This is a genomic window from Zunongwangia sp., from assembly GCF_048269745.1.
Classification (GTDB): Bacteria; Bacteroidota; Bacteroidia; order Flavobacteriales; family Flavobacteriaceae; genus Zunongwangia.
The window spans coordinates 17,996-37,401 of the sequence record NZ_JBLXIB010000018.1 but is presented as its reverse complement, the minus strand read 5'-3'; the positions used below and the strand labels follow the sequence as shown (position 1 = coordinate 37,401).

The 19,406-nt window shown below is 36.8% G+C and carries 12 protein-coding genes and 1 pseudogene; 4 read left to right on the top strand and 9 right to left on the bottom strand.

Annotated elements, in window-relative coordinates; translation table 11 throughout:
• The 4 genes and pseudogenes from ACN0WI_RS15430 to ACN0WI_RS15415 form a co-directional block, all read left to right on the top strand.
• A pseudogene (locus tag ACN0WI_RS15430) lies at positions 1-303 on the top strand (thiol:disulfide interchange protein); the annotation flags it as partial.
• A 53-nt stretch (positions 304-356) separates the two neighbouring features.
• Positions 357-1,841 (top strand): aminotransferase class V-fold PLP-dependent enzyme, encoded by a 1,485-nt coding sequence (locus tag ACN0WI_RS15425; protein ID WP_417887946.1) that lies wholly within the window; start codon positions 357-359, stop codon positions 1,839-1,841.
• Positions 1,842-2,267: 426 nt separating this feature from the next.
• The gene (gene uxuA / locus ACN0WI_RS15420) at positions 2,268-3,452 is read left to right on the top strand and encodes a mannonate dehydratase (RefSeq protein ID WP_417887944.1); all 1,185 of its coding nucleotides are present in this window, start codon (positions 2,268-2,270) and stop codon (positions 3,450-3,452) included.
• 4 nt (positions 3,453-3,456) lie between these two features.
• Complete coding sequence (locus ACN0WI_RS15415) at positions 3,457-4,263, top strand: SDR family oxidoreductase (RefSeq protein WP_417887943.1); 807 nt, start codon at positions 3,457-3,459, stop codon at positions 4,261-4,263.
• Here ACN0WI_RS15415 and ACN0WI_RS15410 read toward each other — a convergent pair.
• The 9 genes from ACN0WI_RS15410 to ACN0WI_RS15370 form a co-directional block, all read right to left on the bottom strand.
• Positions 4,250-6,112 carry a rhamnogalacturonan lyase gene (locus ACN0WI_RS15410; RefSeq protein ID WP_417887942.1) on the bottom strand — a complete coding sequence of 621 codons (1,863 nt, stop codon included), beginning with the start codon at positions 6,110-6,112 and terminating at the stop codon, positions 4,250-4,252. The genes ACN0WI_RS15415 and ACN0WI_RS15410 overlap by 14 nt on opposite strands.
• 4 nt (positions 6,113-6,116) lie before the next feature.
• Positions 6,117-7,634, bottom strand: a complete 1,518-nt coding sequence (locus ACN0WI_RS15405) for a rhamnogalacturonan acetylesterase (RefSeq protein WP_417887941.1) — start codon at positions 7,632-7,634, stop codon at positions 6,117-6,119.
• A gap of 416 nt (positions 7,635-8,050) precedes the next feature.
• Positions 8,051-10,822, bottom strand: a complete 2,772-nt coding sequence (locus ACN0WI_RS15400; protein ID WP_417887940.1) for a glycoside hydrolase family 2 TIM barrel-domain containing protein — start codon at positions 10,820-10,822, stop codon at positions 8,051-8,053.
• Positions 10,823-10,909: 87 nt separating this feature from the next.
• Positions 10,910-12,187 carry a rhamnogalacturonan acetylesterase gene (locus tag ACN0WI_RS15395; protein WP_417887939.1) on the bottom strand — a complete coding sequence of 426 codons (1,278 nt, stop codon included), beginning with the start codon at positions 12,185-12,187 and terminating at the stop codon, positions 10,910-10,912.
• A gap of 80 nt (positions 12,188-12,267) precedes the next feature.
• Positions 12,268-12,582, bottom strand: a complete 315-nt coding sequence (gene rhaM / locus ACN0WI_RS15390) for an L-rhamnose mutarotase (RefSeq protein WP_417887938.1) — start codon at positions 12,580-12,582, stop codon at positions 12,268-12,270.
• Positions 12,579-13,583: a glycosyl hydrolase gene (locus ACN0WI_RS15385; RefSeq protein WP_417887937.1), complete on the bottom strand. Its 1,005-nt coding sequence runs from the start codon at positions 13,581-13,583 to the stop codon at positions 12,579-12,581. The genes rhaM and ACN0WI_RS15385 overlap by 4 nt, the downstream gene beginning before the upstream one ends.
• Before the next feature lie 48 nt (positions 13,584-13,631).
• On the bottom strand, positions 13,632-15,008 hold the full coding sequence (locus tag ACN0WI_RS15380) for a sulfatase-like hydrolase/transferase (RefSeq protein WP_417887936.1): 1,377 nt from the start codon (positions 15,006-15,008) through the stop codon (positions 13,632-13,634).
• Entirely contained in the window at positions 15,008-17,416 is a 2,409-nt protein-coding gene (locus ACN0WI_RS15375) for a glycoside hydrolase family 31 protein (RefSeq protein ID WP_417887935.1), read from the bottom strand. The genes ACN0WI_RS15380 and ACN0WI_RS15375 overlap by 1 nt, the downstream gene beginning before the upstream one ends.
• Before the next feature lie 115 nt (positions 17,417-17,531).
• On the bottom strand, positions 17,532-19,406 hold the full coding sequence (locus ACN0WI_RS15370) for a RagB/SusD family nutrient uptake outer membrane protein (RefSeq protein ID WP_417887934.1): 1,875 nt from the start codon (positions 19,404-19,406) through the stop codon (positions 17,532-17,534).

Below are 19,406 nucleotides of genomic sequence, written 5' to 3'. Positions count from 1 at the left end.
GATCCACAGGTGGAAAGTATATTGCGAGATGAGGTGGTATTGATATCCTTGTATGTAGATGATAAAAAGGAGTTACCGGAAGAAGAGCAATATGTATCGGAAACCACGGGTCATAAGGTACGAACAATAGGGAATAAGTGGAGCGATTTTCAGATAACACATTATAAAGCAAATGCACAACCTTATTATGTTCTTATCGATAATGAGGGAGCGATGCTAGAAGAGCCAACAGCTTACGATCCAGATATAGAATCGTATACACAATGGTTAAAAGATGGTATTAAGGCTTATAAAAAGAAGTAATAAATATACTTTTAATTCAAAATTAAAATACAAACCCTACAAAATATTAATTAATGGCTGAACAGGCGAATAATCTTAAAGCAATTGATCAAAATTTAGAAGAATATTTTAAGACTTTTCGAGAAAAAACTATCGGTACCGATTATCAGTTTACTTCTTATTACGGGAAGCAACATTTACTGTATGCTGATTGGATTGCCAGCGGAAGACTTTATCAGCCAATTGAAGAGATCATTTGTAAAAAAATAGGTCCTTTAATGGCTAATACACATTCTTTTTCTAGTGAAAGTGGAAAAGCAGCAACCTATGCTTATAAGGAAGCAAGAGGCATTATAAAAGATCATGTTAATGCTAATGAAGATGATATTCTAGTAACTACAGGAACGGGAATGACAGGTGCTCTTGCTAAATTACATCGTTTTTTACAGCTGCAAAATTGTAATGATTCTTCAGATCGTCCAGTAGTTTTTATAACTCATATGGAGCATCATTCTAATCAAGTATCTTGGATGGAGCTTGATGTAGATGTGGTTATTGTAGAACCAAATGAAGATTTACAAGTTTCAGCAGCTTCGCTACGCAAAGAGATCGAAAAATATAAAAATAGAAGTGTCAAAATAGGTGCTTTTTCAGGTTGTTCTAACGTCACAGGAGCTATTACTCCTTTTTACGAATTAGCTGAAATTATGCATGAAAACGGCGGATTATGCTTTGTAGATTTTGCAGCCTCAGCACCATATCAAACAATTGATATGCATCCTGAAAACAAAAATCAACAATTAGACGCTATTTTCTTTTCTCCACATAAATTTTTAGGAGGTCCTGGAACTTGCGGTATATTGGTTTTTAATAAAAATCTTTATAAAGCGGTAAAACCCGATAATCCTGGAGGGGGAAACGTAAAATGGACAAATCCTTGGGGAGAATATGGATATAATGATGATATTGAAGTACGAGAAGATGGAGGAACACCGGGAATTCTACAAGTAATGAGAACAGCTCTATGTCTGCGTTTGAAAGACCAAATGAATCCAAGAAAAATGCACTTAAGAGAAGAAGAGTTATTACGACTTTTTTATAAGAATATAGCAGATTCTTCTGAAATTGAATTATTAGGAAAACAAAATGAAAAACGAATAGGATGTATTTCTTTCAATATTTCAGGAATGCACTATAATTTAGTGGTTCGTTTGTTAAATGATAGATTTGGTATACAAGTTCGTGGTGGCTGGTCTTGTGCTAGTAGTTATGCACATTATTTTTTCAAAATAAAAGAAGAATCATCAGCTAAATTAGTAAAAGATATAGAAACTAAAAACCTTACTAACAAACCCGGTTGGGTACGTGTATCATTACATCCAATTATGACGGATAAAGAGGTAAATTATATTACAGATTCTATAAAAGCAATAATAGAAAATAAAGAAACTTGGAGTAAAGATTATACTTATAATAAAGCTACTAACGAGTTTGATAGCGTATACGGTGATGATAGTGCTTTGCAAGAAAAAATGAAACAAGTTTTTGAACTACAATAGTTTAAAATTTAAAGTATTGAAGCCTCACAATTTATCGTGAGGCTTTTTTTATAGCAGTAGTTAAAGTTTAGAAAAAATACAGCAGGTAGTTAATCTAATATAAAAAAGCTAACTTTTGAAGAGATCTAATTATGTTATTTTTTAAATGATGAAGACTGGGTTTTACAACCTCGGACAAAAAAAATTGAGCCAGAAATAATATTATAATTAGCTTGGAGAACGTAAACCTGAATTTATCGGTTGGAATCAAACTAAACCCACTACTGAATTAACATTACCAATACATCTTAAAAAATTTGGTAAAATAATTTACGAATTTAGATGACTGATTCCGGTGTTGCTTTAGACTAAATATATGTGAAAATTACTAATAAATTCTTACCTTACGGTGTATTAAAAGAAACAATTCAAGAAAATTAAATAAAAATGATTTTTGAACAAAGCTGGCGTTGGTATGGTCCCAACGATCCGGTAAAACTAGCTACAATAAAACAAGCAGGAGCACATGGTGTGGTCACTGCTTTACATCAAATTCCCGTCGGTGAAATCTGGACAGAGGAAGCTATTAAAGAACGTATTCTTCAGATCGAAAAAAGCAATCGATTGCACTCTTTTAAATTGCATTGGAATGTGGTTGAAAGTTTACCTGTACATGAATTTATAAAACAGGGAAGACCTGAAAGAGATCAGTTGATCGAGAACTACAAAGAAAGCATTAAAAATTTAGCAGCTTGCGGTGTTAAAACAATCTGCTACAATTTTATGCCTATTCTCGACTGGTTAAGAACTAACGTTCGTTACGAGTTGGAAGATGGCAGTACAGCTTTACTTCACGAGATGATTGATGTAGTGATTTTCGATGTGTATATGATGCAACGTGAGGATGCTGAAAAATCGTATTCAGATGATATTTTGATGCAAGCCAAAGCGAAATATGAAAGTCTTTCAGACCAGGAAATCGCTGTTTTAAAACAAAGTTTATTAATGGCATTGCCAGGAGATAAAGATGGTTTTACTATTGAAAAACTAAAAAATGGGCTGCAACAGTACGATGGTATTTCTAGAGAACAATTACAGGAAAATTTAATTTATTTTCTAAAAGAAGTGATTCCTGTTGCAGAAGAATTAGAGGTTGTACTGGCCATTCATCCAGATGATCCGCCATGGCCGGTTTTTGGGTTGCCAAGAATTGTGAGTACAGCCGAAGATTTAAAATTTATTTTTGAAGCAGTTCCATCGATTAACAACGGACTCACATTTTGTAGTGGTAGTTTAGGCGCCTCTGAAGAAAATAAACTAACTGAAATTATTGAAACCTGGTATAAGCGTATTCATTTTGTGCATTTACGTTCTGTAAATAGAGTGGCTCCTTATCATTTTTATGAGGCTAATCATCTAGAAGGAAGTGCTGAAATGTATAATTTAATCCGAACATTTTATGAATGTCATAAAACAGATCATAGGGTTTTACCAATGCGACCAGATCATGGTCATGAAATGATGGATGATCAGGGGAAACCGTATTATCCTGGGTATTCAGCTATTGGTCGTTTACGTGGATTGGCAGAATTACGCGGATTAGAATTTGGAATTATAAATGCATTGAAATAGAAATATGTTTGAATTAAATGGAAAAGTAGCAATTGTAACCGGCGGAAATGGAGTTTTGGGTGGAGCAATTGCACACGGCCTATCAAAAAATGGAGCTAAAGTGGCAGTTTTGGGTAGAACCGAAGAAACCGTAAATAATAGAGTAGAAGAAATAAAAAAAGAAGGTGGTAAAGCCCTAGCTTTAGTGGCCGACGTACTAGATAAAGAAAGCTTAACTATTGCAAAAGATAAAATACTCGCAGAGTGGGGGAGTATTGATATTTTAGTAAATGCAGCGGGTGGAAATAAAAAAGGAGCGGTAATTACACCAGATCAGGAGTTCTTTGATCTTTCTATAGAAGCTTTAGATGGAGTTACTCAATTAAATTTTAACGGTACTGTATTACCAACTCTGGTTTTCGCCAAAGAAATGGTAAAGCAAAAAACCGGTAGTATAATCAATATCTCTTCAATGGCAGCACAACGAACTATAACACGCGTTATGGGATACTCAGCATCCAAAGCAGCTATAGATAATTTCACTAAGTGGCTTTCCGTAGAACTAAATCATAAGTATGGAGAGGGAATTAGGGTAAATGCTATTGCTCCTGGCTTTTTCGTTGGAGAGCAAAATAGAGATCTTTTATTGAATGAAGATGGATCTTTAACTAATCGAGGACAAAAAATTGTAGATCAAACACCAATGGGAAGGTTTGGTAAACCTGAAGAATTACAGGGGGTTGCTGTGTGGTTAGCCAGCAACGCCTCAGCTTTTGTAACTGGAACAGTAATTCCTGTAGATGGTGGTTTTAATGCATTTAGTGGAGTTTAATCCTTTTCTTTTTATCTATTGCATTAATAAATTTTTGCCATCCCGCTCCCAGATAAAAACTCGGGTGCGGTGGCTGATTATAACCTACATTTTGCCAGGCAATACTTAATCGGTATTGCCTGTTTTGCATTAAAGTGGACAGTTTTATCTTGGTAGGAATGATTGTGGAATACACTCGTAATTCCTGATTGTCTTTGGAAGGAAGTATTAGTTCTTCGCGCCAGTCTCCCAAAATATCTCCAGATAGTGTTGGAGTAGCTTTAGACCAGTTGTTAGATCGAGTTCCTTCGGCTTCAAAAATGACTCCTTTTCCGTATTTAGTTATATGCGTTCTGTCTAGCAATTCTCGTGTAGCATCTCCATCCCACCAAATTAAGAAATTGATTTCTTTAGGAGAGGTGCCAATTATATTTCCTTTGATGTCATATAGATTGGGATCTCCTGACCACCACATTTGAGCTCCTTTTTGAGTAGGAACTATATTTCCGGCAATGCCACGGCCTACATCTTCATCGAGGGAGGCTTTAAACAAAAGCTCTCCATTTTTGGCTTTATAGAGCGTAACACCGGGACCATGGGTACTATCTTCAATCTCATGAATATTAAAAATTTCCAAACCAGGAAGATCGGGGTCTAAATCGCTAACGTGCAAGGCATCACCGTGGCGGAAACCGGTAGTGTATAAACCGTTACCATCATCATCAACGGTCATGGCACCGAATATAATTTCATCTTTTCCGTCTTGATCTACATCGGCTACAGAAAGTCCATGATTACCCATTCCTGAATAAGGGTTTTTGCCATTTTCAGTATCAAATACCCATCGAGATTTTATTTCTCCTTGTGAAAAATCAAAAGCAGCTAGCACACTTCTTCCATAATAGCCCCTCCCCATAATAAAACTAGGATGCTTTCCATCGAGATAAGCAACGGCTGCAGTAAAACGATCTACTCGGTTTCCGGTTCGGTCGTTTCCGCCGTTACCACCTTTACCGCCCCAACCGCCAATATTTCCTCGAGGAGGAATATAATCTGTTGTAGCAATTGCTTTTCCGGTAGTTCCTTCAAAAACGGTGAGGTATTCTGGTCCCTCTAAAATTTTTCCGTAGGTTTTAGAATTTTTATCTAAATTTCGCCAGTCTTTGGTAAGGTCTCCAATAATGTTTCCTTGTCCGTCTGTAGTGCCATCAGCAGTTTTACAAGCCATTTCGGCTTTTCCGTCGCCATCAAAATCGTAGACTAAAAACTGAGTATAATGTGCACCTTCGCGAATATTCTTTCCTAAATTGATTTCCCAAAGCAAGGTGCCATCCATTTCATAAGCTTGAAAAATCGGTGGATCAGTTAATCCGGCATGAGAATTATCATGACCGCGACCAGTTTGGTGTAATACGATTTCATATTGTCCGTCACCATCTAAATCGCCTATTGAGGCATCGTTGGGCGAATATTCTTCCGGAGTTTGTAGCGGGATGGAAAAATAAAGTTTTGCTTTGCTATTTGCCGAAATTGTAAACCTTCCATCTTCTCTTTTCTCTATTGAATCTTCAACACTTTTCACAAACCAGGTATTGTCTTTTTTAGAATGAAAAGTAGTATCAATAAACCAGGTTTTTGAAGTGATGGGAACCGAATTCAATTTTACAGCATCTCCGTTGGTTGATCGGTATACGTTAAAACCTATATTTGCTGTATCTTCTTTAAAAGATCGCCAACTAATGAAGACTTCCTTCTCATTCTCCTTTATAGCAACTATTCCGCGATCTAACTTTTCCAATTGCTGCGCAAACAAACTTATCGGTATTAGAATGAAGAAAAGTAGGCAAGGGATATTACTTTTAAATTGCATAGGTTTACTTTTTTCCTTCTTCCGGCAGGTAAATATAATCGCGGATGTAAGCATTTCTTAGCTGTTCAAGACTTTTCGCTACGGTTAAAGCGTTGATTTCAGCTCCTTCTTTATTGGTGTGTGTATGATCTTTAGGAAAGAAGTTTTTCACTTTCTCTTTGCCTATTTCTTCATACTTCACCGCAATAGAATCATTTAAATCCACAAAAATAGCCTCGGTTTCTTTTGCTGCTTGCTTGGCTAACCCAGCATAATCCTTATCGTTGCGTTCTACCTTATTTCCGTGCCAGATATTTCTGGGAACCATACTCAACACGATAGGAGTAGCACCTTTTTCACGGGCTTCTTCGATGTATTTTTTCATATACCAACCATAAGTATGCACCACTTCGGTGCTATCGTTTCCAAAATCGACCACCTGAGTTTCATCACCCATTCCCCGAATAGAACCCCGATATTTAGGTTGGTCGATATGTCCGCCGTCATTATGACCGAATTGCATGATTACAAAATCACCTTCGCTGAGTGAGTCTTTCACTGCATCCCATAAACCTTCACCTCGAAAAGTACGGCTGCTTCGACCTCCTCTAGCTTTATTATGAATCCGAACCCGTGTTGTGTCAAAATATTTTTCAAAAACTACGCCCCAACCCGTAATACTATCGTTGCCATTGTTGGCCACCGTAGAATCACCAATTAGAAAAATATCTTTTTTCTCCGGTAAATGCGTTGTTGGCTCGTCAAGTAAATAGTTTTTTAAATCATTGTCACTTTCCGCTAAACCTTCAGCGATTAAGCTTGCCGAAAGCACAGCACCACGCGCAGAAGTATGTGTATGATCGCGTTTGTAAAAATATGTTCCGGTTACTTTTTCTTCTCCTATAGGGTTCAAAGCATTCACCATTTTTTCATTCAGATCGATGAAAGTAACTCCTTCTTCTTCGGCTACCTGTTTTGCCCAGCCGCCGTAAGAATCATCGTTTCTGGAGAGTTTCCCATCCGTCCAATCATTACGAGGAATAGGCGACATCACTATCGGAATAGCGCCTTTTTCTTTCGCATCTTTAATCACTTTTCGTAAATACCAACCATACGAATGTACGATTTCGTGCTCGCCTGTAAGCATATTGTCAATCTCTTCGCTTTCGTCGCCAATACCTTTAATTGTACCGCGTGCCCGAAAATCATCATTGATGGGGCCATTATCATTATGCCCAAATTGTAGTAACACAAAATCACCTTTTTTCAAGCTATCTTTTACCGGTTCCCACAAACCTTTGCTTTGGAAAGTTCGGCTACTCGTGCCGCCCAAAGCGTGATTTTCAATAGCCACTTTCGTCGTGTCCAGTAACTGATCCATATAATCGCCCCAGCCCCAAAGTCCGCCATCACCTTTGCCGCTGCCATTTTTCACGGTAGAATCACCGATAATGTACACCGTAGGCTTTTCAGTTGGTTGTTGATCACAGCTAATGAGGCTGATAAAGAGTACTAAGGCTATAAATAATTTGATTGTTTTCATTTTTTTAGTTGTTATTTTTTGGGCGCATCCCTTTCGGGTCGGGCTTTCCGTTTCAATTCCGTTTGCTTCCTACGGTTGCAATCCGGGATTTCCACTTCAATCCCTTGTGCGGTTATTTTATAGAATTTAGATTGCTTCGCTACTAGAGCTTAAAATCTAAATCCATTTATTTTTTTGTCATTCCGTTTATGTCTTCTTGTCTCTATAATCTCTAGTCTATATTCTATTTTCTAAAACCTCATTCCGCACTACTTCTCGATACTATTTTATCTCCGCTATCACTTCACTAAAATCACTTGAAGGGACACTTCTTGTTTCTTGTTCATTCTCTATTTTCTAACTTCCTACTTTTTCATTCCACTCTGGCTTCGATACAATTGCTCCTTTGTCGCAATCACTCAGCCGCCGCTAACTTCTCAATATTCCCTAAAACCCCTAAAATCAAACCACAACTTCATCGAGATTCCATCATCACCATTTTTAATTCTTATGTTGGTGGGCTGACTGCTGGGGCCTTGTTGTGATAATGGTTTAAAAGAGTGCATTCCTGGGATTTCATACATAAACGAAATATTTCCTTCCGGAAAATCGGGATATGCTTTGGCGTTAGAAATTGTGTTTTTAGGCTCATCAGGGGTAAATAAGCGTAAGAATAACTCATCAGATTCGCTAAAAATTCGAAAGCTTTTATCTTTTGCCTTTAGTTTTCCGGCGATGAAATTCGCGTGATAACCTTTAAATTCAGGATAAATTAGATTTTCAAAGCTTTCCCCGGTAATGGTATTGTTATAGTCTTTATCCCAAACATTGTATTCTACGCCGTCCAGTCGGTTTTTCCAAACCCGGTACGGACCTTTTCCAAACCATTTAAAACCTTCTACGATCTCTTCAGGAAAATCAAAGGTGAGTCCAAATTTATTGATTTCTCCCTGATAAAATGCACCGTCGAAACCACTGTTGCGTCCTGAATTTTTTAGCATAATAGCTTCTAGATGTATTCTTCCATCATTTGTGATGGTCCATTTGATGGTATGGATTCCTCCATTATAGAATACGATTACTTCCGCATTTTCTTTGTTAATTTCTACATTTTTGACTTCAGCCTTCATTCCAATAGGACGAGGGCCATTTATAAATGGAAGTTCACCTTTCGCATTGGTAATCTTGGTAATTTCCCCAGTAGTTTTATCTAGCGTAAGACTAACTTCACCACCTTTTAAAATTACCGAATTTTCATTTTCGGTAACGCTGGCTTGAGTTCCTTTTTCTTTCAGCATAAATTTGTCAGTAAGTGCATCGGCGTGATGAATTTTCCAAGTCCAGGTATAAATTTCCCTTCCGTGTTTATCGGTAGCGGTAATTTCAACCCAATCGCCTTTAAAGAAATTCTCTTTCACGGGCATTTTTAATTGACGTGTTTCTCCCGGTTGAATGTCGGGTACTTCAAAATCACCTTCATAAACCGTTTCTACTTCCGTATTAGCATACAAGAAATTTTTAGGAGCTTGTTGTACTTTATAGGAGATTTGGCATTCATTCAGATTGGTAAATAAATAGGTGTTTTCTACTATGAAAGTGCCATCAAAAGTTTCTGTAATTTGTAGAGGTTGAAACTGTAGCGGTGCCCAAACTTCTTTTACGGTATAGAAACTTCCCTCTTTTTCACGATGAGGTCCTAAAGCGCCATCGGGGGCTAAATTTCCTTTGGAATCATATTTTTGTTCACCGGTCCAATCGGTTCTTAATACAGCTTCGTCGCTAAATACCCAAAGGAAGCTTCCGGCAAAAAGCGGACTTTTACTGTAGTGTTCCCAAAAATCCCGTAATCCAGCTCCAATTCCATTATCATAGGTTCCGTGCATTGTTTCCGTAGGGAAAAATACATTTTCTCCGCTGCCAAAACGATGAACTCCGGTTTGAAAAGTAGGGTAGTGGTGTGTATCCCAGCCGTTGAAATCGGCCCAAGGATGAATGACGATTCGGTTTTGAGGATCGTATTTTGCAAAATCATCATCCAGTTCATCATTCCAGCCACCTTCGTTACCTTGATCCCAGATAATGACGGAAGGATGATTCACATCACGTTCTACCATTTCTTTAATTAGTTTTCGTCCGGTTTCGGTGTCGTAACCATTTTGCCAACCGGCTAATTCATCCAGTACAAAAAGTCCCAGTGAATCACAGGCTTCCAAAAAATGAGTGTCCGGTGGATAATGAACACGTATGGCATTCATATTCATATCTTTGATGAGGTTGGCGTCCATCACGCTAATACGCTTACTGGTGCTTCGCCCGGATTCCGGCCAAAAGGTATGGCGGTTGATGCCTTTCATTTTAATTTTAGTGCCGTTCACGTAAATTCCGTCTCGCTTCCTGAAATCTAAGCTTCTAAATCCGATTCGTTTTTTTACGGAATGCAGCACTTTTCCATTTTTCTTTAGATCGAATTGCACCCAATACAAGTTGGGTTCTTCCGGGTTCCAAGGTTTGATATTTTTAAATTGAACCGAAACTCGTTGTTTTTCAGCTTTGTGATCGAGTTTTTTGGTGAAGTTTTTGAACCTGGAAGTTGATTGACCATCGGGAGTTAAAGTAATTTCAACTTCTGTGTTTTTAGGAAGGTTCTCCAGTTCTAGATCGGCATTTAAGCTTCCGTCAGCTTTGGCATCTATAGCTACATGTTGGATGTGGGTTTCCGGTAAAATATCCAACCAAACGGGGCGATAAATTCCACCAAACAACCACCAATCGGTATAACGTTCGGCGCGATTGACGTTATGGTTTTCAGAATGCTTCCATACGTGTACTTCGAGCAGGTTTTTTTTATCGTAGTTGATTAAATCTGAAATATCATAACTGAATTCATAAAAGCCACCCTGATGTTTTTCGCCGGCCAGTTTCCCGTTGATTTTTACTTCAGTATCAGTCATCGCACCCCCGAAATTGATGATGACCTGCTGATGTTCATATTCCTGAGGAACTTCAAATTCATACTTGTAAAAACCTTCTTCTTTGCTGGGTTCTTCTTGATTCAATTCTTTGTACCAACGCCCGTAGGTGTATGTTCCAAAACCTTCGGTTTCCCATTGTGAGGGAACACCAATCTTAGCCCATTCGCCGGCATTTTGACCGTCGGTTACTTTAAAATCCCATTCTTTTTGATGTTCAAAATCGGGACCTGAGAGCATTATTTTTTGTGTTTCCTGAGCGGATAAATTCCTAATAAAAAAGGCACAGAAGAGAAAGGGTATAAGTTTTAGTTTGATCATTGTTGTTTAATTTCCGTAAGGTTTAATGCTTTCAAAACGTGGACTTATTGGGATTGTCCAGTTTGAAATGGAGTTAGGTTTTGTGGGGTTGTAGGTTTGAATATTCGGTTTAAAATAATGTTGTAGTGATATACCTTTATCTTTAATTTCTTGAACAAATGCAAGGCAAATCTCATTAGCGCCAAAGCTGTTAAAATGCGTATTGTCTTCCAGTTTTTCGGTTTGTCCCGGGAAGGTATTGGCAGGATATTGTACCAATGCTTTTCGAGAAATTTCTTCTCCCCAACTTTCATACATTTTAGTGGTCGCTTTGGTTAAATCGATTAGTGGAACCTTCATTTTTTCAGCTACTTTTCGCATCGCATCGGGAAAATCGCCGTGAGTTGGCTCAAGTTTACCATTTTTAAAAGCTCTTCGTTGGGTAGGCGTTGCCAAAATAGGAATCGCTCCTTTGGCTCGTGCCGCTTCAATATATTCGGTTAAGAGGTCGGTGTAAAGTCCGTAAGCGCCATTACCTTCACCTTTAATCTTTTCATCATTATGCCCAAATTCGATAATGAGATAATCGTCTTTTTTCAGCAAAGACAAAATCTTGTCTAAGCGTTTTCGAGCTTTAAAAGAAGATAAAGAAGCTCCTGAAGCCGCATAATTAGCGACTACGGCATTTTGATTTACATACAGCGGTAAAAATTGTCCCCAGGAAGCCCAAGGTTCTAAATCCTGATTGGTGACCGTGGAATCTCCGGCTAAAAATAGGGTCGTAAGATTATCAACCGGAGTAATCGTTATTTTCTGAACAGCGGGATGGCCTAGAAATTCCAACGTTAACTTTTTATCCCAATCCAGATCACCTAATTCTCGTTGTTTTAGATTGACTTTTGCTGAAGTATTCCCTATTTCCTGATGATGTAAATGCACGTTAAAACTGAAGGTTTTTGTTTGATGCGCTCCAACCTTTTCTTGTGCCAGCATTAATCTTCTAGATTCTACTTTGATGGTGGTTTCTGATGGCTTTTTCCCACCCAATTGTACCTCGATTTGATAATTTCCTTCAGGAAGTTTTACCGAGAAATAAACGGAAGTGTCGGCTACAAAACCTTGCTTTTCAAAGTGCACCTGAGAACCGGAATTAAAATCGAAACCATAGCCGGAATTTTCAGAATAGGTTGTATTCTCTGTTAAATTTATATCTGCTTTATGCGTTTTTGAAAATGAAATCGATTGCGCAAATCCTACTTTTGCGACTAAGAAAATAACAAGGCTAAACCCTAATTTTGATTTCATTTTAATGATTTAAATTTTCGGAATCACTAAATTATAAATTAAGATTTTTAAAGCTATCCTGTACTGTGATGATATGTTAACTATTTCATGTAGAATACTGACTTTAACATTTTTGATTTTGGTGAATTATCTGGATTAGTTTCCATAATATCCGCCATATAATCCCACCATTTTTTCATGATCTGTTGTTCTGGAAGTTTAGCCTCTGTAGAGTTTTCACTTAGATTTTGTACTGCAATAAGATCTAAGTTTTCTTCGTCTAAAAAGATGTGATATTCAGAGATGCCTGCTTCTTTAAGAAGTAGAGATAACTCTGGCCAGATTTTATCGTGTCTTTTTTTATATTCAGCTTCAAAGCTTGGTTTTAATTTCATTTTAAAAGCTACTGTCTTCATTTTCGCTTCGGTTTTAAATTTAAACCAACAGGTTGATCTCTGTCGCAGGTTATTTTCCCGTTCTCATATTGCAACTCGGCCACCTGAATAGAACTTCGTCTTGTACGATACTCATCTACATCTTTATTATCGGGCGTTCTTTCAGGATGTGTAAAATAGAAGATATAAGCTTTACCATCCTGAACAATAACATCGGCATGGCCACCTTTTACTTTATCGTCTTTTCCAGTACCGGGTTTTTCTAAAATTCTTTCCTCTTGTTTTTTCCAGTTTATAAGATCATCAGATTGAAAAGCACTTAAGCCGTTCCAGGAATCAATAATCATCCAATTAGTGTCTTTCCATTGAAAGACCACAGCTCCTTCTCCGCGGGTGCTTACTACTTTTTTGCCACTATCTTTCCAATGATAAAGATCTTTACTATCGGCATAATAGATTGATTTGTTATCATTTTCGTTATTATAATACATTCTAAAAATACCGTTTTTCATCTTGAAAACATAAGCATCGATACAACGCTTAGAGGATAGATCAAGATTAGACTGAAATTTCCAGTCTTTTAGATTTTTAGATGTATAGTGAGAAATATATCTTGGGTGATACCAACCTTCAAAAATCCCAGGAACAATCGTTACGTACATATGATAAGTTCCGTTTTCATAAATAACATCTGGAGCCCAAAAAGTTAAGTCGTTTTGATCCTGTGGCTGACCTTCAAAATTAGCAGAGCCTTCATATTTCCAATCTCTACCATTTTTAGAAGTTGCGTAACCAATTTTAGTGCCGTGAACCCAAGAAACACCTGGTAGAGAATCTGCTTTGGCCCGGCGATTGGTATAAAACATCACATATTTGCTGGTCTCACGGTTTAAGATAATTACAGGATCTGCAGCACCATCCTGAACAGGATCTCGAAATAGTGGTTTTTCAGCGATATTTTTTTGAGCAAAAATTGATGGCGAAATGCCCAAAATCAATAAAAATAGAAGATTTTTATACATTTTTAATTTTTAGTAGAGCAGTTAATAGGTCGTTACTAGTTAAGTTTATTATTTCAAAGGCACATTTACTTCTTTTGCGTCTTTACTAAATTCATTTTCAATTTTCATCATCAGTTTTTTAGCAATTTCAGGTTCATTTTTGATAATATTAGCTGTTTCAGAAGGATTTTTTTCGATGTTATATAATTCGAATTCAGTTTCGGCATTTATATGTCTTGTTCTAACTAATTTCCAGGGTTTTTCGATAAAACATTCCTGTAAATGCCCACGCACATAAATTTCATGATCTTCAAATTGCTGATTTTGTATGTTTTTTATAATACTTTTTCCTTCAACCTGCTGTGGAATTTCAGCATTTGCAAGCTCTAAAAAAGTCGGCATTAAATCAATGATACTGGTGTAAGTTTTTATCTTTTCTGAAGTAAATTTTTGATTCCACGAAAGGATCGCGGGTACCCGTATAGCACCTTCATAATTACTTTTTTTGAAATCGCGAAGCGGTAAGTTACTTCCTAATTGATCGTTAGGGCCATATTTACCGTTATATTGCTCTTTTGGGTGCCAATTTTTCTGCGCGCCATTATCGCTTAAAAACAAAATGATGGTATTTTCTTTTAAATTCAATCGATCTAATTGTATCAGTACTTTACCAATAGCATCATCTAAATGAGATATGGCTGCGGCATAATCTCTTCTGGATTCATTTTCGATAAAAGAGTATTTATTTTTCCATTGTTCTGGTTCTTGTAATGGTATATGTGGTGCACTATACGCCAACTGTAAAAAGAAATTTTGTGATTTGTTTCTACTTAGCCAATCGATTGCTTCTCTGGTTATAAGATCTGTAGCGTGTCCTTTTTCTTCGATGAATTCTTCTTGGCGATGCCAGCTGGGATCTCCATTTTTATAGTGGTGAGAATACTGGTCTATTTGCCCATGTAAAAAGCCATAAGAATAATCAAAACCGTATGCTGTGGGACCATTTTCTGGTTTTAGGCCTAAGTGCCATTTTCCTATCAAAGCGGTTTTATATCCTGCTTTTTTTAATGCCTGAGGAAGAGTAATTAAACTATCTGGCAATGTTTTTTCGCTTCGTCCACTAATCGGTGCAACAATTCCCATTCGGCTGGCCGGCATACCGGTTAAAAAACTGGCACGAGTAGGCGAGCAAGTGGGGTAAGCATAAAATCGATTAAGTTGAATTCCGTTTTTTGCAAGCTTGTCGATGTTTGGCGTTTTAATTTCTGAACCGTGAAAACTCATATCGTTCCATCCTGCATCATCAGCAATAATGACTACGAAATTCGGTGATTTTTGATCTTGATTTTCTTCAATTTTTTCTGAAGTTTTTTTCTTGCAACTCGCGGCTAAAACTAAGATCAAAAAAGATAATCCAAATATGATATTTTTAGTTATAAACTTCATTATTTAGAGAGTTCTAAAACGGCATTATCGCTTTCTGATATTTTAAAATTGACGATATTTTCTTCGGAAGAATTTTCAGATTTTATAGAGTTACCATTTAAAGTAGCCTGGCTGAAGTTTTCATGAACCCTTACAAGGTAGTTTCGTTTATCAATTTTATAATCACCTTCAGGAATATTGATACTTATTTTAGCCGAATTTTGATTAGATTCTAATGTTATTTTAGTCAAACTAAATTTTCCATTTTCATAATCCAAGCTTTTTCCGTCATCATCATAAAGATAAAACTCGGAATCTATACCGGGATATACGTCTAGCGTGATTGTATCAATTTCTTTTTCGCCAACAAACTGCTGCACTTCCTGAGAAGGAATTATAGCTCCGCTTTTGATGAAAATTGGCATTTCTTCAATGGGGCAAAGTACATTTAGATATTGTTTTCCTTTAAATGTTTCGCCCGTCCAGTAATTTGTCCATTCGCCTTCGGGAAGATATACAACTCGGGTTTTTGCACCTTTGGTAACTACTGGACAAATCATCATAGATTCTCCGAAAAGATATTGATCTGTAATTTCGTAAACATTAGGGTCTTCCTGATAATCTAATACCAACGCACGCATCAATGGCATTCCGGTCTTGTGGTTTTGGTACGCTGTGCTATAGATATACGGAATTAAACTATATCGAAAATCATCGTATTGTTTAAATATTTTTTGCGCTTCTTCGCCGTAATTCCAAGGCTCTTTATAATTAGGATGTTCCATCCCAAAGAGATGAGAAATCGGACTAAAAAATCCAAATTGGCACCATCTAATATATAATTCAGGATCTGCAACATGTTCAAATCCGCCCATATTATGGCTCCAATACCCAACACCAGACATTCCAATATTTAATCCTGCTTTAATTACAGGTTCAAAATATTGCCATTCGCTTGGCCAGTCTCCAGCCCAGATAAAAGGATATCGCTGAATTCCCGCATAACCTTCGCGGGTATGGTTCATCCCTCTAATCCCATTATAATCCTGATATTTTGTGAAAGGCGCTTTTGCGTACGCTACCGGAAAAACATTATGAAGTGCTTTTATCTCTTCGCCTTGTGGACCGGTTTTATCACTTTCGTTGGCTTTTCTTCCAAAAGCACTTCCTTCATCAGTTTTAAAAAACATAGCGCCCTGTTCGGCAACACGCATAGCACCATTTTCCCACCACCAATTCACGGCATCTTCATCAAAAAAATTAACGAATTCTCCTTTATTATTAGGTTCAGGATATACATAACCTGCTTCGCGCGCTTCATCTAATAATCGTAATTTTTTACCATTATCAAACCTAGGGCGCACGTGTAAACCAACAGCGTTCAGATTTAATGCGTAAAGACTATCGAACATTTGTTCAGTATTCTTAAAAGTTTCACGCCACTCGAAAGTTGTAGCGCCACTACCACCATTTTCACCAAACATACGCCAGGTAGAATCTAAGTGAAGTACATCGATAGGAATTTGATATTGTCTGAATTTTTCAACTAAGCTTACCGGATAGTTCGCTGAGGTTTCTTCTTCATGACCCCAGGTTCCGCCGCTATAGGTTCCAACATGCAGTCCCATTGCAAATTTGGGAAGCATTGGAGATTTACCGGTTATTGAAGTGTAATGATCTAAAATATTTGGAAGATCTGGCCCGTAAATAAAATAATAATCTACTTCAGGATCTTGAGAAGAGAAGGAATAAATTTCAGGATCTGTTTTTCCCATATCCCAATCTGAAGGATAACTGGTATGATAAAAAATTCCGTAGCCTTTAGTACTCATAAAAAATGGAACAGGGGAGTAGTTGGCTTCTAAAACATTGTAAGCACCAATGATGTGTGGTTTCCCTATACCGCGACCTACTTCAAGATGAACAGATTTTCCACGGCGATCCAAGAAATCCATTCGCTCTCCGAAACCAAAAAAGTGTTCATCGGCTTGCAGTTTTTTAGAAACTATATTGTTTGTTTTAGAGTCTGAATCCTGAGTTATGACATCTTCGGAAAGTATATTTCCTTGTAGATCGAAAATCGATAGTTTAAAAGGAGATTTTTGAATCTCTAGTTTAAGTTTTGAAGTGGTATAGCTTAATTTATCTGAAGTTTCTTCTCTTTTGAGATTTACCTTCTCCCAATTATAACGAGTTACCATATAAGGCTCGTTCGATTTAAATTTGTTGGTTTTAGAAATTCTTACTCGAACAATTGAAGGTGTACAAAATTCGATTTTCAGGTTATTCTCGCTAGTTTTTATGGATATTATATCATCTTCTGTATTGATAGTTTCAAATTTATTTTGAGCATAAACTAGAAGATTTCCTGAAAATAAAAGAATAAGGAAAAATGACCAATTTTGGGATTTAAAGTATAAATTTTTCATGTAGAAAAGTTATAATTTCAGTTTTTACCTGCTTTGGATTTAAAAAGCGATAAGGTCCTTTGGAGACCTTACCGCGTTACATACTACTAACTGTATCAAATTACTAATTCAAATCTTAATATCCTGGGTTTTGAACCGCTTCTTTTTCCTCTGTAGAAAGTGGTTTTCCATTTTGTTCGAGTGCGTCGATATAGCTTTGTGGAATAGGCCTTAATAAGAATTTTTCCCTAACATTTGGAGCAGCCTCAGGGTTGAAATCCTGATCTCTTTGAATTAATGTTTTTGTTCGTGCTAAATCTACCCATCTATGAAATTCACCTAATAGTTCCCTAGCTCTTTCATTCAATATGAAATGTATAAACATATCTGGTTTGGAATTTACTCCTTTTGGATAAATTTCTTGTTGTGCGGCAGCTGTTCCCGGAGTAAAAATTTCTTCAGTAATCGTCATTTCGTCTGCTGTGCTGGATGTTTCTCCATAAGCTATATTCTGTTCGGTTAGGTAATAAACCCAACCACGATCTTCCCCTTCTTTATAAGCAGCTCTAGTTCTTAACTGATTAAGTAAGGAAACAGCTTCACCATAGTTTTTCATCCTACCGTAGGCTTCAGCTGCTATTAAATAAGTTTCTCCTAGTCGAGCAAGAATGCCATCCCTAGTTCCTTTAGCGTCATTAAAGTTTGTTCTAAATGGATCTCGATATTTTGATAGAGAAGGATAAGTGCTTATATCCCAATCTGTAGTTAATTCTCCACTAGAATTAACGGTATATCTACCCAAAACCAAAGGAGCTATTTTAGCTTTATAATCTGGAGTGAATCTTCTATCATCCATTTCATTTATAACGTAAATAGCAGCGGTATCGCCTATATTGAACTTTAATTGACCAACTAGGTCTGGGCTAGGTGCATTTTCTGAAGTCCATTTAGGAACATCATTTGTATTCTTGGCGATATAAGAAGTTTGAAAACTCTTATAAAATCTAGAATCGGTAGTTCTGTTAAAAACATCCAAACCAAAATCTGTAGGTTTAAGTTGCTGGAACTCCCGACCATCCTCAAGATTTCTTGTCATCCCTGGGAAAAATCGGTATACCGATAGGAAATATAAATGCGTTTGGTTACCGTACCTGCCTAACAAAGATTGGTTGTCATCAAATTGAGCAGCAAGAATTATTTCAGAATTAGTTTCATTAGGTCCATTGACTTCAGTATACTGGAATAAATCATTAAAATTATTAGCTAATTGATGATTTGATCCAGAAATTACTTCCATCGCAAATTTAGCTGCGTTTTCTAAATCGTTTGGCTGCGTAATATCAGCATTTAGTTCGCTTGCTCGTGTTAAATAGGTTTTTGCTAAATAGTGCTTTGCAGCAGACTTTGTTATTCTACCTTCCTGAGTTTCTTCTTCAGGTAAAAGTTCAACAGCATTAGTAAGATCTTCTACAATTAAATTGAAAACATCTTCTTTTGGAGATCTAGGAAAATCTGCTCTGTCTGATATTATTGGCTCCGTGGATATTGGTACACCTCCAAATTGAGTTACTAGTTTTAAGTAATTAAAACCTCTTAAAAAGTAAAGTTCTCCTAAACGTGTATCTCTTAAATCTGGGTTATTAGCTAAAACATTAGGAATTTTTGAAATTCCGATATTGTGTAAGTTTATTTGTGCATACATATTGTCCCATAAAGGAACTAAGTTTGCACCATCTAACGAGTTTAGTTCTTCAGAATATGTATTCCACATAACATTGGTAGTTCCTGCTCCATTTGTAAATGTATCAGTGCCATAATTTGTTAATGCGAAAGACCATAAATAGTTGAAATGGAATCTTAAACCTTCATAGGCTCCGTTTACCAATTCCTCTATACCTTCTGGAGTATTATATCGATCTTGGGTTAAGGTAGACACCATTTCTTCTTCTAAGAAATTATCAGAGCAAGAGATAATACTAATTAATAACGCTATATATAATAATTTTTTCAT